Origin of the sequence: Streptomyces sp. NPDC058051 (assembly GCF_042885475.1) — a bacterium.
GTDB lineage: Bacteria > Actinomycetota > Actinomycetes > Streptomycetales > Streptomycetaceae > Streptomyces.
In genome coordinates this window covers 149,368-162,733 of the sequence record NZ_JBHVRW010000004.1, presented here as the reverse complement: position 1 = coordinate 162,733, position 13,366 = coordinate 149,368, and the positions used below count along the sequence as shown (strand labels likewise).

The window sequence follows — 13,366 nt, the reverse complement described above, 5'->3', positions numbered from 1 at the left end:
GGCCCTCACGCCCGGAGCTTGCTGGGATTTCTCTGTCAGGGGTGTGCGTGACGGCCGTCGAGTCCCGACCCGCAGGGGTCGCCTTGACTCCCAGCCCAGGGGGCCATCGCCCGCTCGGGGCCCGTGTCAAGGCATTCGTGGCGCTGACCAAGCCCCGGATCATCGAGCTGCTGCTGATCACCACTGTTCCGGTGATGTTCCTCGCCGCTCAGGGCGTGCCCGACCTGTGGCTCGTACTCACCACCACCATCGGCGGTTATCTCTCCGCGGGCGGTGCCAACGCGCTGAACATGTACATCGACCGCGACATCGACGCGTTGATGGACCGTACGTCGCAGCGCCCGCTGGTCACCGGCATGGTGTCCCCGCGTGAGTGCCTGGCCTTCGGATTCGCCCTCGCGGTGGTCTCCACGGTCTGGTTCGGACTCTTCGTCAACTGGCTGTCGGCCGCGCTCGCGCTCGGTGCGCTGCTCTTCTACGTCGTCGGCTACACGATGCTGCTGAAGCGCCGCACCTCCCAGAACATCGTCTGGGGCGGCATCGCCGGCTGCATGCCGGTCCTCATCGGCTGGTCGGCCGTGACCGACTCGATGTCCTGGGCCGCGGTCATTCTCTTCGCCGTGATGTTCTTCTGGACGCCGCCGCACTACTGGCCGCTGTCCATGAAGGTGAAGGACGACTACGCCCGGGTCGGTGTCCCGATGCTGCCGGTCGTCGCCTCCAACCGGGTGGTGGCCCGCCAGATCGTCGTCTACAGCTGGGTGATGGTGGCGGTTTCCCTGCTGCTGACCCCGCTCGGCTACACCGGCTGGTTCTACACCGCGGTGGCGCTGCTGACCGGCGGGTTCTGGCTCTGGGAGGCGCACGGCCTGCTCAACCGGGCCAAGGCCGGGGTGACCGGCGGGAAGCTCAAGGAGATGCGGCTGTTCCACTGGTCGATCACCTACGTGTCGCTGCTCTTCGTCGCCGTGGCGGTCGACCCCTTCCTGAGGTAGTCCCGCTTCTTCTGCTCCTGCCGACGGGCGGGGTACGTGGTCCATGCCACGTGCCCCGCCCGTCGCCCGTCGATCTACCCATCGGTAGCATCCTGACCATGGCAGAGACGGCAGAGACCCAGGTGGAGAGCGGCAAGCGGGCGGCCCGCGCGGAGCGCAGGGCGGCCAAGCTGGCCAAGCAGATCGGCGCCTTCTCCAAGGCGCACGGCGGCGCGGAGGGGCAGCTCGCCTACATCGGGCAGACGGGCACCCGCATCGTCCTCGTCGGCGAGGACGGCGGCTGGGGCGATCTGGTCGCGCCCTCGTACGCGATCGCCGAGAGCGCCACGCGGAAGGCCGGCATCACGATGCACGAGTCCTTCGACGGGGAGTTCGCCGCGAAGGTCCGCACCGGCCCGTACGAGTGGACCCGGATGGCCGGCATTCAGCTGGGCGGCCCGTCCGACAAGGCCTGACCGCACCCACGCGCGCAAACGCCGACCGCCGGACAGCCCGCATGTACGGGCTGTCCGGCGATCGACGTTTCCGCGAGGGCCGGGCGGCTGTCGGACACCCGACCAGAGACCACCCGACAGGCTCTCAGCCCGCCGCGGCGGGCTCCGGCTGCTCGGCGGCCGGGCCGGGCACTGCGGCGGTGGCCACCGGGCGCTCACGCAGCGACAGCAGCACCCGCACGACCGCGATCCACACCAGGCACGAGCCGAGCATGTGCAGGCCGACGAGGATCTCCGGGGTGTCCATGAAGTATTGGATGTAACCGATCACTCCCTGGGAGAGCAGCACCAGGAAGAGGTCCCGGGTGCGGCGCAGCGGCCCGACCGGCGCGTCCACGGCCTTCAGTACGAACCAGAGGGCCGCGGTCAGCGCCACCACGATCCAGGCCAGATCGGCGTGCAGCTGCGTGATGATCTTCCAGTCGATCGGAATGCGGTGGACGTCGCTGGAGTCACCCGCGTGCCGTCCGGCGCCCGTGACGACCGTACCGACCGCGACCAGCAGCCCCGCCGCGACCGTGAGCAGCCAGGTCAGCTGCGACACCGCCTTGCCCACCAGTGGACGCGGAGCCTCGTCCCCCTCACGGGTCCGCTGCCAGGTCAGCAGCGCGACGGTGAGCAGCGCGGTGCTGAGCAGGAAGTGCGCCGCGACGGTGTACGGGTTGAGGCCGACCAGCACCACGATGCCGCCGAGCACCGCGTTGCCCATGACGATCCAGAACTGCGCCCAGCCGAGCCGGGTGACGCCGCGCCGCCAGGGCTTCGCGGACCGGGCGGCGATGATCGCCCACCCGACCGCCGCGCAGAGGACGTACGTCAGCATCCGGTTGCCGAACTCGATGGCGCCGTGGAGGCCCATCGCGCTGGTCGCCGTGAGGCTGTCGTCGGTGCACTTGGGCCAGGTCGGGCAGCCGAGGCCGGATCCGGTCAGCCGCACGGCGCCGCCGGTCACGACGATGAGCACGGACATGACGACGGCCGACATGGCCGCCCGGCGGACCGTGCGGGGGGACGGAGTCCATCGCTCGGCGATGAAGAGGAGCGGGTTCCGCGCGGCTTGAGCGACATCGGCTCGGGTCAGCTTGGGCACGCGCACCATCGTAGGCGGCGGCTTGTGCAAGCTTTCACGAGGGGGACGAGTTACCCCGAAACGGCGACGGAGCGCCTCCGCCGGCTCACTCCCGGCGGGCGCCCGGACGTACCCCGGGCGGAAGCCGGGGCACATTCCCGGCGGGCGCCCGGACTCATTCCCAGCGGAAGAACTTCGCCGCCGCGCCCAGTCCGAGCACCGCCCACACCACGAGGATGCCGAGGTCGCCCCACGGCATCGACGCGCCGTGCTGGAGCACATCCCGCAGCCCGTCCGACAGGGCCGCGATCGGCAGCAGCCCCAGCACGGACTGCACCGCGTCCGGGAACTTCTCCAGCGGCACGATGACTCCGCCGCCGACGAGCAGCAGCAGAAAGACCAGGTTGGCCGCGGCGAGCGTCGCCTCCGCCTTCAGCGTCCCGGCCATCAGCAGCCCGAGTCCGGAGAAGGCCGCGGTGCCGAGCACGAGCAGCATCAGCACGGCGAACGGGTTGCCGTGCGGCGACCAGCCGAGCGCGAACGCGATGACCGTGAGCAGGATCACCTGCAACACCTCGGTGACCAGCACGGAGAGGGTCTTGGCGGTCATCAGCGCCCAGCGGGGCAGCGGCGAGGCGCCGAGCCGCTTGAGCACCCCGTACCGCCGCTCGAAACCGGTCGCGATGGCCTGGCCCGTGAAGGCCGTCGACATCACGGCCAGCGCGAGGATGCCGGGCGCCAGGAAGTCGACGGACCTGCCCGCGCCCGTGTCCACGACGTCGACGGCACTGAACAGCACCAGCAGCAGGGTCGGGATGACCACGGTCAGCAGCAACTGCTCGCCGTTGCGCAGCAGCATCCGCGTCTCCAGCGCGGTCTGCGCGCTGATCATGCGGGACAGCGGGGCGGCGCCCGCCCGCGGGGTGTACGTACCGGCGCTCATGCGCGCAGCTCCTTGCCGGTCAGTTCCAGGAAGACGTCCTCCAGGGTGTGACGCTCCACGGAGATGCCGGACGGCATGACTCCGTGCTGCGCGCACCAGGCGGTGACGGTGGCCAGCAGCTGCGGGTCGACGTCGCCGCTGATGCGGTACGTGCCGGAGGTGACCTCAACCGCTTGCGCGCCGTCGGGCAGCGCCTTCAGGAGGGAGCCGAGGTCGAGGCCGGGGCGTCCGGTGAAGCGCAGGGTGTTCTCGGCACCGCCGCGGCAGAGCGCCTCGGGGCTGCCCTGCGCGATGACCTTGCCCGCGTCGATGACGGCGACGTCGTCGGCGAGTTCCTCGGCCTCGTCCATGAAGTGCGTGGTGAGCACGACCGACACGCCGTCGGAGCGCAGCTCCCGGACGAGGTCCCAGGTGGACCGCCGGGCCTGCGGGTCGAGACCGGCGGTCGGCTCGTCCAGGAAGACCAGCTCGGGGCGGCCGACGACGGCCATCGCCAGCGCGAGCCGCTGCTGCTGGCCGCCGGAGAGCCGGCGGTAGGCCGTACGCCCGCAGCTGCCGAGGCCGAGGCGCTCGATCAGGGCGTCGACGTCGAGCGGATCGGCGTGGAGCTTCGCCATGTGGCGGAGCATCTCGTCGGCGCGTGCTCCGGAGTAGACACCACCCGACTGGAGCATCACGCCGATCCGGGGCCGGAGCCGCGCCGCGTCGGCGACCGGGTCGAGACCGAGGACGCGCACCGTCCCGTCATCCGGACGGCGGTAGCCCTCGCAGGTTTCTATCGTGGTGGTCTTGCCGGCGCCGTTCGGGCCGAGGACGGCGGTGACCGCGCCGGTGCGTACACACAGGTCGAGGCCGTCCACAGCGGTCTTGGGGCCGTACCGCTTCACCAGGTTCCTGACCTGTACGACGGGCTCGCTCTCCATGGCCGGTAAGTCTAGGCAGAGGCGGGAAGAGACCGTCTCCCGGGGCCGAATTAGGTAACCCTAAGTGATGAACCGCACCCCGGGTCGCTTCGGACCGTGGTTGTCAGGGCCGGATGAATTACGCAACAATGGCGTTGTGAAATACGGCGAGGCCAAGCGGGAGTCCCCGCAGGAGGAACTCGCGACCGGTGAACGTTCGACACGCAACCGGGTCGCGCGCTCCATCCTGGACCACGGCCCGTCCACGGTGGCGGAGCTGGCGAAGCGCCTCGGCCTCACCCAGGCCGCGGTCCGCCGTCATCTCGACGCCCTCGTCTCCGACGGCGTCGTCGAGGCCCGTGAGCAGCGGGTGTACGGGGCGCGGACCCGAGGCCGCCCGGCCAAGGCGTTCGCCCTCACCGACTGCGGACGGGACGCCTTCGACCAGTCCTACGACAAGCTCGCCGCGGACGCGCTCCGCTGGATCGCCGAGACCTCGGGTGACGAAGCGGTCGCCGCCTTCGCCAGGGCCAGGATCGCGGCCCAGTCCGAGGCGTACCGTACGGCGATCGAGGAGGCGGAACCCGGGCAACGGACCGAGGCACTGGCCAAGGCCCTGTCCGCCGACGGGTACGCTGCGACGGCGCGTAGTGCGCCCGGCCCGCAACAGGGCGAGCAGCTGTGCCAGCACCACTGCCCGGTCGCGCATGTCGCCGAGCAGTACCCGCAGCTGTGCGAGGCGGAGACGGAGTTCTTCTCCCGCCTCCTCGGGACGCATGTGCAGCGTCTGGCCACCATCGCCCACGGCGACGGTGTGTGCACGACGTACATTCCGCGCAGCGGCCACTCAGCACCACCACAGACCACCACATCAGCATCTGCAAGCACGGCCGGGAGGAACCCCGCATGACGCTCCCTACGGAGACTGCCCACCCTGAGCTCGAGGGTCTGGGTACGTACGAATTCGGCTGGGCCGACTCCGACGCGGCAGGCGCCGCAGCCAAGCGCGGGCTCTCCGAGGATGTCGTCCGCGACATCTCGGGGAAGAAGAACGAGCCCGAGTGGATGCTGAAGCTGCGCCTCAAGGGCCTGAGGCTCTTCGACAAGAAGCCCCTGCCCAACTGGGGCTCCGACCTGTCGGGCATCAACTTCGACAACATCAAGTACTTCGTGCGGTCCACCGAGAAGCAGGCGGAGTCCTGGGAGGACCTGCCCGAGGACATCAAGAACACCTACGACAAGCTCGGCATCCCGGAGGCGGAGAAGCAGCGCCTGGTCGCCGGTGTCGCCGCGCAGTACGAGTCGGAGGTCGTCTACCACCAGATCCGTGAGGACCTGGAGGAGCAGGGCGTCATCTTCCTCGACACCGACACCGCGCTGAAGGAGCACCCGGAGCTCTTCAAGGAGTACTTCGGCACCGTCATCCCGGTCGGCGACAACAAGTTCGCCTCGCTGAACTCGGCCGTGTGGTCCGGCGGCTCGTTCATCTACGTGCCGAAGGGTGTCCACGTCGACATCCCGCTGCAGGCCTACTTCCGTATCAACACGGAGAACATGGGCCAGTTCGAGCGGACGCTGATCATCGTCGACGAGGACGCGTACGTCCACTACGTCGAGGGCTGCACCGCACCGATCTACTCCTCCGACTCGCTGCACTCGGCGGTCGTCGAGATCATCGTGAAGAAGGGCGGCCGCTGCCGCTACACGACGATCCAGAACTGGTCGAACAACGTCTACAACCTGGTCACCAAGCGCGCCGTCGCCTACGAGGGCGCGACCATGGAGTGGGTCGACGGCAACATCGGCTCCAAGGTCACCATGAAGTACCCGGCCGTCTACCTGATGGGCGAGCACGCCAAGGGTGAGACCCTGTCCATCGCCTTCGCGGGCGAGGGCCAGCACCAGGACGCCGGCGCCAAGATGGTCCACATGGCACCGAACACCTCGTCCAACATCGTCTCCAAGTCGGTGGCACGAGGCGGCGGCCGCACCTCTTACCGCGGTCTGATCGAGATCGGCGAGGGCGCGCCGGGCGCCAAGTCCAACGTCCTGTGCGACGCGCTGCTGGTCGACACGATCTCGCGCTCCGACACCTACCCCTACGTCGACGTCCGCGAGGACGACGTGTCGATGGGGCACGAGGCGACCGTCTCCAAGGTCTCCGAGGACCAGCTCTTCTACCTGATGAGCCGCGGCCTGACGGAGTTCGAGGCGATGGCGATGATCGTGCGCGGCTTCGTCGAGCCGATCGCGAAGGAACTGCCGATGGAGTACGCCCTTGAGCTCAACCGGCTGATCGAGCTGCAGATGGAGGGTTCGGTCGGCTAGCACCGCCCGACGACCGAATCCCCCGACTTTTGACAGAGAAAGCGAGCACTACGACAGCCATGGCTGAGGCTCAGAACATTCCGGCGGGATCCACCACCACCGGGTCCATCGCGGTGGCCGCCGAGTCGACCGTCGCCACGCGCATGAGCGCGCCCCCGTCCTTCGACGTCGCGGACTTCCCGGTCCCGCACGGCCGTGAGGAGGAGTGGCGGTTCACGCCGCTGGAGCGGCTGCGCGGGCTGCACGACGGCACCGCCGTCGCCACCGGCGGCGCCGTGAAGGTCGCGATCGAAGCTCCCGAGGGCGTCACGGTCGAGACGGTCGGCCGTGACGACGCCCGGCTCGGCAGGGCCGGCGCCCCGGTGGACCGCGTCGCCGCCCAGGCGTACACGTCCTTCGAGCAGGCGTCCGTCGTCACGGTCGCCAAGGAGGCCGTGCTCACCGAGCCGATCCGCATCGCGGTGCACGGCGAGGGCGGGGTGGCCTACGGACACCAGGTCGTGGAGCTGGGCGCCTTCGCCGAGGCCGTCGTCGTCATCGACCACACCGGTGACGCGGTGCTCGCCGCCAACGTGGACTACGTCCTCGGTGACGGCGCGAAGCTGACCGTCGTCTCCGTGCAGGACTGGGACGAGTCCGCGGTCCACGTCGGCCAGCACAACGCGCTGGTCGGCCGGGACGCCTCGTTCAAGTCGATCGTCGTCACCTTCGGCGGTGACCTCGTCCGTCTCCACCCGCGTGTCAGCTACGCGGGCACCGGCGGTGAGGCCGAGCTCTTCGGCCTGTACTTCACCGACAAGGGCCAGCACCAGGAGCACCGCCTCCTGGTCGACCACAACACCCCGCACTGCAAGTCCAACGCGGCCTACAAGGGCGCGCTCCAGGGCGACGGCGCACACGCGGTGTGGATCGGTGACGTCCTGATCCAGGCCAGGGCCGAGGGCACCGACACCTACGAGATGAACCGCAACCTCGTCCTCACGGACGGCGCGCGGGTCGACTCGGTGCCGAACCTGGAGATCGAGACCGGCGAGATCGTCGGCGCCGGCCACGCCTCCGCGACCGGCCGTTTCGACGACGAGCAGCTCTTCTACCTGATGTCGCGTGGCATCGGCGCCGAGGAGGCCCGTCGGCTCGTGGTGCGCGGGTTCTTCGCCGAGCTCGTCCAGCAGATCGGCCTGCCCGACGTCGAGGCGCGGCTGTTGGAGAAGATCGAGGCCGAGTTGAAGGCTTCCGTCTGATGGCCTTCGTCAAAGCCTGTGCGCTGAGTGAGCTGGAGGACGACACCCCGAAGCGGGTGGAGCTCGACGGCGTCCCGGTGTCCGTCGTCCGTACCGAGGGCGAGGTGTTCGCGATCAACGACATCTGCTCGCACGCGAACGTCTCCCTGTCCGAGGGAGAGGTCGAGGACTGCATGATCGAGTGCTGGCTGCACGGCTCCAGCTTCGACCTCCGCACCGGCAAGCCGTCCGGCCTTCCCGCGACGCGCCCCGTCCCCGTATACCCCGTCAAGATCGAAGGGGACGATGTGCTCGTCTCCGTCACCCAGGAGTCCTGAGTCACCCATGGCAACGCTTGAAATCCGCGACCTGCACGTCTCCGTCGAGGCCGACAACGCCACGAAGGAGATCCTCAAGGGCGTCGACCTGACCGTGAAGCAGGGCGAGACCCACGCCATCATGGGGCCCAACGGCTCCGGCAAGTCCACCCTCGCGTACTCCCTCGCCGGTCACCCCAAGTACACGATCACCAGCGGTTCGGTGACCCTGGACGGCGAGGACGTCCTGGAGATGACCGTCGACGAGCGCGCCCGCGCCGGTCTGTTCCTCGCGATGCAGTACCCGGTCGAGATCCCCGGCGTCTCGGTCTCCAACTTCCTGCGCACCTCCGCCACCGCCGTGCGCGGCGAGGCACCCAAGCTGCGTACCTGGGTCAAGGAGGTCAAGGAGACGATGGGCCGGCTCCACATGGACCCGGCGTTCGCCGAGCGCAACGTCAACGAGGGCTTCTCCGGCGGTGAGAAGAAGCGCCACGAGATCCTTCAGCTGGAGCTCCTCAAGCCCAAGGTCGCGATCCTCGACGAGACCGACTCCGGTCTGGACGTCGACGCCCTGCGCATCGTCTCCGAGGGAGTCAACCGGGTCCGCGAGACCGGCGAGGTCGGCACCCTGCTGATCACGCACTACACGCGGATCCTCCGCTACATCAAGCCCGACTTCGTGCACGTCTTCGCCAACGGCCGTATTGCCGAGTCCGGCGGCGCCGAGCTCGCCGACAAGCTGGAGAACGAGGGCTACGAGGCATATGTGAAGGGTGGCGCTTCCGCGTGACACAGCTGCCGGGCCTCCTCGACACCGAGGCGATCCGCAAGGACTTCCCCCTGCTGGATCGGACGGTCCACGACGGGAAGAAGATCGTTTACCTGGACAGTGCGGCGACCTCGCAGAAGCCGCGCCAGGTGCTCGACGCGCTCAGCGAGTACTACGAGCGGCACAACGCCAATGTGCACCGCGGCGTGTACACGATCGCGGAGGAGGCCACGGCGCTGTACGAAGGCGCCCGTGACAAGATCGCCGCGTTCATCAACGCGCCGAGCCGCGACGAGGTGATCTTCACGAAGAACGCCTCCGAGTCGCTGAACCTCGTGGCCAACATGCTCGGCTGGGCCGATGAGCCCTACCGCGTGGACCACGACACCGAGATCGTCACCACGGAGATGGAACACCACTCCAACATCGTGCCGTGGCAGCTGCTCTCGCAGCGCACCGGCGCGAAGCTGAAGTGGTTCGGCATCACCGACGACGGCCGCCTCGACCTGTCCAACATCGACGAGATCATCACGGAGAAGACGAAGATCGTCTCCTTCACCCTGGTCTCCAACATCATGGGCACGATCAACCCGGTCGAGCAGATCGTCCGCCGTGCCCAGCAGGTCGGCGCGCTGGTCTGCATCGACGCCTCGCAGGCCGCCCCGCACATGGTGCTCGACGTGCAGGCGTTGCAGGCCGACTTCGTGGCTTTCACCGGTCACAAGATGGTCGGCCCGACCGGGATCGGCGTGCTCTGGGGCCGGCAGGAGCTCCTGGAGGACCTGCCGCCGTTCCTGGGTGGCGGCGAGATGATCGAGACCGTGTCGATGCACTCCTCCACGTACGCTCCGGCGCCGCACAAGTTCGAGGCCGGTACGCCCCCGATCGCCCAGGCCGTCGGCCTCGGCGCGGCCGTGGACTACCTCTCGGCGATCGGCATGGAGAACATCTACCGGCACGAGCACGCGATCACCGAGTACGCGGTGAAGCGGCTCCTGGAGATCCCCGACCTCAGGATCATCGGTCCTGCGACGGCCGAGGACCGCGGCGCCACGATCTCCTTCACGCTCGGTGACATCCACCCCCACGACGTGGGACAGGTACTCGACGAGCAGGGCATCGCGGTCCGGGTCGGACACCACTGCGCACGGCCGGTCTGCCTGCGGTACGGAATTCCTGCGACGACGCGAGCGTCTTTCTATCTGTACTCGACGCCCGCCGAGGTCGACGCCCTGGTGGACGGTCTGGAACACGTCCGGAACTTTTTCGGTTAATTGGCAGAGCGGCTGAGGGTTGACTGGTGAAGCTTGATTCCATGTACCAGGAAGTGATCCTGGACCACTACAAGCACCCCCACGGGCGCGGCCTGCGGGACGGCGACGCCGAGGTGCACCACGTCAACCCGACGTGCGGCGACGAGATCACTCTCCGGGTGAAGTACGACGGCGAGACCATCGCCGATGTGTCGTACGAGGGTCAGGGCTGCTCCATCAGCCAGGCCAGCGCGTCCGTGCTGAACGAGCTGCTGGTCGGCAAGGAGCTGGGCGAGGCGCAGAAGATCCAGGAGACCTTCCTGGAGCTGATGCAGTCGAAGGGCCAGCTGGAGCCGGACGACGCGATGGAAGAGGTACTGGAGGACGCCGTCGCGTTCGCCGGTGTCTCGAAGTACCCGGCCCGGGTCAAGTGCGCGCTACTGAGCTGGATGGCGTGGAAGGACGCGACGGCGAAAGCGCTGTCCGAAGGGAAGACGGTATGAGCGAGAACACGGTGACATCCGACGGGAGCCTGACGAAGCCGGCCACCGAGGAGGAGGTCCGCGAAGCCCTGTACGACGTGGTCGACCCCGAGCTGGGCATCGACGTCGTCAATCTGGGCCTGATCTACGGCATCCACATCGACGACGCCAACATCGCCACTCTCGACATGACGCTGACGTCCGCGGCCTGTCCGTTGACCGATGTCATCGAGGACCAGGCGAAGTCCGCGACCGACGGCATCGTCAACGAGTTGCGGATCAACTGGGTCTGGATGCCGCCGTGGGGCCCGGACAAGATCACGGACGACGGGCGCGAGCAGCTGCGCGCGCTCGGATTCAACGTCTGAGTCGTCCGAGCTCTCCGTACCGCCGAACGGCCCCCGGCTTCCGCCGGGGGCCGTTCGGCGGTGTTCGCCCGTGGTGACGGGTTCTGGGGCGTCGGCGAGCCGCTCTCTCCCGACCGCGACCCGCCGTGCGCCGGGATGCCGTTCCTACGGGCCGTACGGCGGCGGGGGCGTGGCCGCCGCCTCGGCGAGGACCGGGCCCAGGTTCTCCGTGCGCATGCGCCGGTCGACGTAGAGGATTCCGGTCACCAGCTGCGGGAAGGTCACCGAGATGAACTGGCCGACCAGCTGCCCCAGCGCGAAGAGCACCAGATAGCCGCTCATCGCGAAGAGGATCGCTGCCGCGTTCGGGTCGTCGTCCAGGGTTGAGCCGCCGATGACCCCGGAGAACGCGCCGAGGAACGAGAACGGGATCTGGATGACGTAGTTCGCCACGGCCGCCATGCCGAAGGCCAGCAGGCTGATCCCGAAGACCCGCCACCAGTCGCCGCGCACCAGCTGCGACGAGCGGCGCAGCGCCGCCATCGGGCGCTGCCCCTCGAAGACGACGGCCGAGGGCGCCAGGCTGAATTTCACCCAGAGCCAGGCCGCCAGCGGCGCGGTGGCCAGGGCGCCCAGGAAGCCGAACGCGGTCCACACCGCGGCGTTCGGCTCGTCCGACAGGGTGATCGCGCTGATCACGAGAGCGACGAAGCCGACCATCGCCAGTACCACCGGGATCATCGCGATCAGTGCCGCGAGGATCATCGCTCCGAGCAACGCCGGCACCCGGGCCCAGGCCCGGCGCCAGACGGCGGAGAAGGTGGTCGGCCTGCCCAGTACCGCCTCCTGGAGGACCACGGGAACGGCCGCGTACATCATGGCCGAACCGATCACGAAGGCGGCCACGGCGATCAGCCAGACGATGCCGAGGGCGACGAATATCGGTACGAGGTCATCCGGCGACGGATCCTCGTCGGCGCTGAGCGAGATGACCCGGTCCAGGTGGTCACCGACCGCGGAGTACCCGATCAGGACCGCCGCCCCCACGATGAGCAGCGCCCCGCCGTACACGGCCGCGGCGAGGCCGAACAGCTGCTTCCAGTAGCGCCCCATCGTGCTGAAGGCGCCGCTGAGTATGTCCCCGAGCCTCAGGGGCGCCAGTGGTATCACTCCGGGTTTCGGCGGCGGCATCCAGCCGCCCCACCCCGGTGCTCCTCCGTACGGCGTTCCTCCGTACGGAGGAGCACCGCCCCACCCTGCGTCGTGCGCCACTGCTGCTCCGTTGTGTGTCGTCGTCCGGCGTGCTGGTCGGGACACCGTAGCGTCCCGGGGCCGCACGGCGGTCGTACTGGGATACGAATGGCGATGCGTACAGTCGTACACATGGGATACGGACTGCTTGCCGCGGCGATCGCGGCGGAGGTGGCCGGTACGACGGCCATGAAGTACAGCGAGGGCTTCACCCGGCTCTGGCCCTCGCTCATCACCGTCGCGGGGTATCTCACCGCGTTCGCGCTGCTCGCCCAGACGCTGAAGACGCTGTCGATGGGCACCGCCTATGCCATCTGGGCCGGGATCGGCACCGCCGCGATCGCCGCCATCGGCATCCTCTTCATGGGGGAGTCCGGCAACCTGGTCAAACTGGCGGGCATAGCGCTGGTCGTCGCCGGAGTGGTGGTGCTGAATCTGGGCGGAGCCCACTGATGGCACGCCGCTACGACCCCGAGCGGCGCGACCGCATCATCGATGCCGCGATCCGGGTGGTCGGTGCCCAGGGGATCGCCGGGCTCAGCCACCGCTCCGTCGCGGCCGAGGCCGATGTGCCGCTCGGTTCGACGACGTATCACTTCGCTTCACTGGACGAGCTGTTGATCGCGGCCCTGCGCCGGTCGAACGAGAACTTCGCCGACGTCATGCGGGAGAGCGGGGCCCTGGCCGATCCCGCCGCCGATCTCGCAAAGGCGCTGGCCGGGCTGCTGGGGGCGTACTTCTCCGGCGGGCGCGGGAGGGCCGAGCTGGAGTACGAGCTCTACCTTGCCGCGCTCCGCAGGCCGTCGCTGCGGCCTGTCGCCGCCGAATGGACCGACGGCACGGCCGAGTTGCTGTCCCGGCGGACCGATCCGGCCACAGCGCGGGCACTGGTCGCGCTCATGGACGGGATCTGCCTGCACGTGCTGCTCACCGGCGGGGAGTACGACGAGGCGTACGCGCGCGAGATGCTGGGACGCGTCGTCGGCTGACGGC

At 68.8% G+C, this 13,366-nt stretch carries 16 protein-coding genes; 12 read left to right on the top strand and 4 right to left on the bottom strand.

From position 1 onward, the window contains the following. Positions 1-41: 41 nt before the first annotated feature. Complete coding sequence (locus ACFVUT_RS08715) at positions 42-995, top strand: heme o synthase (RefSeq protein ID WP_389646408.1); 954 nt, start codon at positions 42-44, stop codon at positions 993-995. Positions 996-1,093: 98 nt separating this feature from the next. Next, positions 1,094-1,450: a hypothetical protein gene (locus tag ACFVUT_RS08710; RefSeq protein WP_389646411.1), complete on the top strand. Its 357-nt coding sequence runs from the start codon at positions 1,094-1,096 to the stop codon at positions 1,448-1,450. Between the two features lie 124 nt (positions 1,451-1,574). Here the strand turns inward: ACFVUT_RS08710 and ACFVUT_RS08705 are convergent, their stop codons facing one another. From ACFVUT_RS08705 to ACFVUT_RS08695, 3 genes are all read right to left on the bottom strand, one after another. Next, positions 1,575-2,588, bottom strand: a complete 1,014-nt coding sequence (locus ACFVUT_RS08705) for a heme A synthase (protein WP_389646414.1) — start codon at positions 2,586-2,588, stop codon at positions 1,575-1,577. Positions 2,589-2,733: 145 nt separating this feature from the next. Next, positions 2,734-3,501, bottom strand: coding sequence for an ABC transporter permease (locus tag ACFVUT_RS08700; RefSeq protein ID WP_389646417.1), 768 nt, complete (start codon positions 3,499-3,501; stop codon positions 2,734-2,736). Further along, complete coding sequence (locus tag ACFVUT_RS08695; RefSeq protein ID WP_389646420.1) at positions 3,498-4,424, bottom strand: ABC transporter ATP-binding protein; 927 nt, start codon at positions 4,422-4,424, stop codon at positions 3,498-3,500. Before ACFVUT_RS08695 ends, ACFVUT_RS08700 begins: the two co-directional genes overlap by 4 nt. A gap of 100 nt (positions 4,425-4,524) precedes the next feature. On the opposite strand from ACFVUT_RS08695, the gene ACFVUT_RS08690 reads away from it, so the two are divergent. Genes ACFVUT_RS08690 through ACFVUT_RS08655 form a run of 8 tightly spaced genes read left to right on the top strand, consistent with a single transcriptional unit; the run spans position 4,525 to position 11,143 of the window. Next, positions 4,525-5,313 carry a helix-turn-helix transcriptional regulator gene (locus ACFVUT_RS08690; protein ID WP_389646858.1) on the top strand — a complete coding sequence of 263 codons (789 nt, stop codon included), beginning with the start codon at positions 4,525-4,527 and terminating at the stop codon, positions 5,311-5,313. Continuing rightward, the gene (sufB, locus tag ACFVUT_RS08685) at positions 5,310-6,731 is read left to right on the top strand and encodes a Fe-S cluster assembly protein SufB (RefSeq protein ID WP_389646423.1); all 1,422 of its coding nucleotides are present in this window, start codon (positions 5,310-5,312) and stop codon (positions 6,729-6,731) included. Before ACFVUT_RS08690 ends, sufB begins: the two co-directional genes overlap by 4 nt. A gap of 59 nt (positions 6,732-6,790) precedes the next feature. Beyond that, positions 6,791-7,972 (top strand): Fe-S cluster assembly protein SufD, encoded by a 1,182-nt coding sequence (sufD, locus tag ACFVUT_RS08680; RefSeq protein WP_389646425.1) that lies wholly within the window; start codon positions 6,791-6,793, stop codon positions 7,970-7,972. Beyond that, complete coding sequence (locus ACFVUT_RS08675; protein ID WP_093539686.1) at positions 7,972-8,289, top strand: bifunctional 3-phenylpropionate/cinnamic acid dioxygenase ferredoxin subunit; 318 nt, start codon at positions 7,972-7,974, stop codon at positions 8,287-8,289. Before sufD ends, ACFVUT_RS08675 begins: the two co-directional genes overlap by 1 nt. A 7-nt stretch (positions 8,290-8,296) precedes the next feature. Continuing rightward, on the top strand, positions 8,297-9,061 hold the full coding sequence (gene sufC / locus ACFVUT_RS08670) for a Fe-S cluster assembly ATPase SufC (protein ID WP_360918895.1): 765 nt from the start codon (positions 8,297-8,299) through the stop codon (positions 9,059-9,061). Further along, on the top strand, positions 9,058-10,314 hold the full coding sequence (locus ACFVUT_RS08665) for a cysteine desulfurase (RefSeq protein ID WP_389646429.1): 1,257 nt from the start codon (positions 9,058-9,060) through the stop codon (positions 10,312-10,314). The genes sufC and ACFVUT_RS08665 overlap by 4 nt, the downstream gene beginning before the upstream one ends. Before the next feature lie 26 nt (positions 10,315-10,340). Further along, entirely contained in the window at positions 10,341-10,796 is a 456-nt protein-coding gene (gene sufU, locus ACFVUT_RS08660; protein ID WP_389646432.1) for a Fe-S cluster assembly sulfur transfer protein SufU, read from the top strand. Further along, positions 10,793-11,143 (top strand): metal-sulfur cluster assembly factor, encoded by a 351-nt coding sequence (locus ACFVUT_RS08655; protein ID WP_389646435.1) that lies wholly within the window; start codon positions 10,793-10,795, stop codon positions 11,141-11,143. Before sufU ends, ACFVUT_RS08655 begins: the two co-directional genes overlap by 4 nt. A 144-nt stretch (positions 11,144-11,287) precedes the next feature. Here the strand turns inward: ACFVUT_RS08655 and ACFVUT_RS08650 are convergent, their stop codons facing one another. Next, the gene (locus ACFVUT_RS08650; RefSeq protein ID WP_389646437.1) at positions 11,288-12,313 is read right to left on the bottom strand and encodes a hypothetical protein; all 1,026 of its coding nucleotides are present in this window, start codon (positions 12,311-12,313) and stop codon (positions 11,288-11,290) included. Positions 12,314-12,505: 192 nt separating this feature from the next. Between ACFVUT_RS08650 and ACFVUT_RS08645 the strand changes: the two genes are divergently transcribed. Together ACFVUT_RS08645 and ACFVUT_RS08640 are read left to right on the top strand one after the other, a co-directional pair. Further along, positions 12,506-12,826 carry a DMT family transporter gene (locus tag ACFVUT_RS08645; protein WP_389646440.1) on the top strand — a complete coding sequence of 107 codons (321 nt, stop codon included), beginning with the start codon at positions 12,506-12,508 and terminating at the stop codon, positions 12,824-12,826. Further along, the gene (locus ACFVUT_RS08640; protein ID WP_389646443.1) at positions 12,826-13,362 is read left to right on the top strand and encodes a TetR/AcrR family transcriptional regulator; all 537 of its coding nucleotides are present in this window, start codon (positions 12,826-12,828) and stop codon (positions 13,360-13,362) included. The genes ACFVUT_RS08645 and ACFVUT_RS08640 overlap by 1 nt, the downstream gene beginning before the upstream one ends. The last annotated feature ends 4 nt before the right edge of the window (positions 13,363-13,366 follow it).

What these genes read in the sequence shown, in the direction of transcription:
- ACFVUT_RS08710 (WP_389646411.1), top strand. Translation starts at nt 1,094, where the DNA reads ATGGCAGAGACGGCAGAGACCCAGGTGGAGAGCGGCAAGCGGGCGGCC.
- ACFVUT_RS08705 (WP_389646414.1), bottom strand. Translation starts at nt 2,588, where the DNA reads ATGGTGCGCGTGCCCAAGCTGACCCGAGCCGATGTCGCTCAAGCCGCG.
- ACFVUT_RS08700 (WP_389646417.1), bottom strand. Translation starts at nt 3,501, where the DNA reads ATGAGCGCCGGTACGTACACCCCGCGGGCGGGCGCCGCCCCGCTGTCC.
- ACFVUT_RS08695 (WP_389646420.1), bottom strand. Translation starts at nt 4,424, where the DNA reads ATGGAGAGCGAGCCCGTCGTACAGGTCAGGAACCTGGTGAAGCGGTAC.
- sufB (WP_389646423.1), top strand. Translation starts at nt 5,310, where the DNA reads ATGACGCTCCCTACGGAGACTGCCCACCCTGAGCTCGAGGGTCTGGGT.
- sufD (WP_389646425.1), top strand. Translation starts at nt 6,791, where the DNA reads ATGGCTGAGGCTCAGAACATTCCGGCGGGATCCACCACCACCGGGTCC.
- ACFVUT_RS08675 (WP_093539686.1), top strand. Translation starts at nt 7,972, where the DNA reads ATGGCCTTCGTCAAAGCCTGTGCGCTGAGTGAGCTGGAGGACGACACC.
- sufC (WP_360918895.1), top strand. Translation starts at nt 8,297, where the DNA reads ATGGCAACGCTTGAAATCCGCGACCTGCACGTCTCCGTCGAGGCCGAC.
- ACFVUT_RS08655 (WP_389646435.1), top strand. Translation starts at nt 10,793, where the DNA reads ATGAGCGAGAACACGGTGACATCCGACGGGAGCCTGACGAAGCCGGCC.
- ACFVUT_RS08650 (WP_389646437.1), bottom strand. Translation starts at nt 12,313, where the DNA reads ATGCCGCCGCCGAAACCCGGAGTGATACCACTGGCGCCCCTGAGGCTC.
- ACFVUT_RS08645 (WP_389646440.1), top strand. Translation starts at nt 12,506, where the DNA reads ATGGGATACGGACTGCTTGCCGCGGCGATCGCGGCGGAGGTGGCCGGT.
- ACFVUT_RS08640 (WP_389646443.1), top strand. Translation starts at nt 12,826, where the DNA reads ATGGCACGCCGCTACGACCCCGAGCGGCGCGACCGCATCATCGATGCC.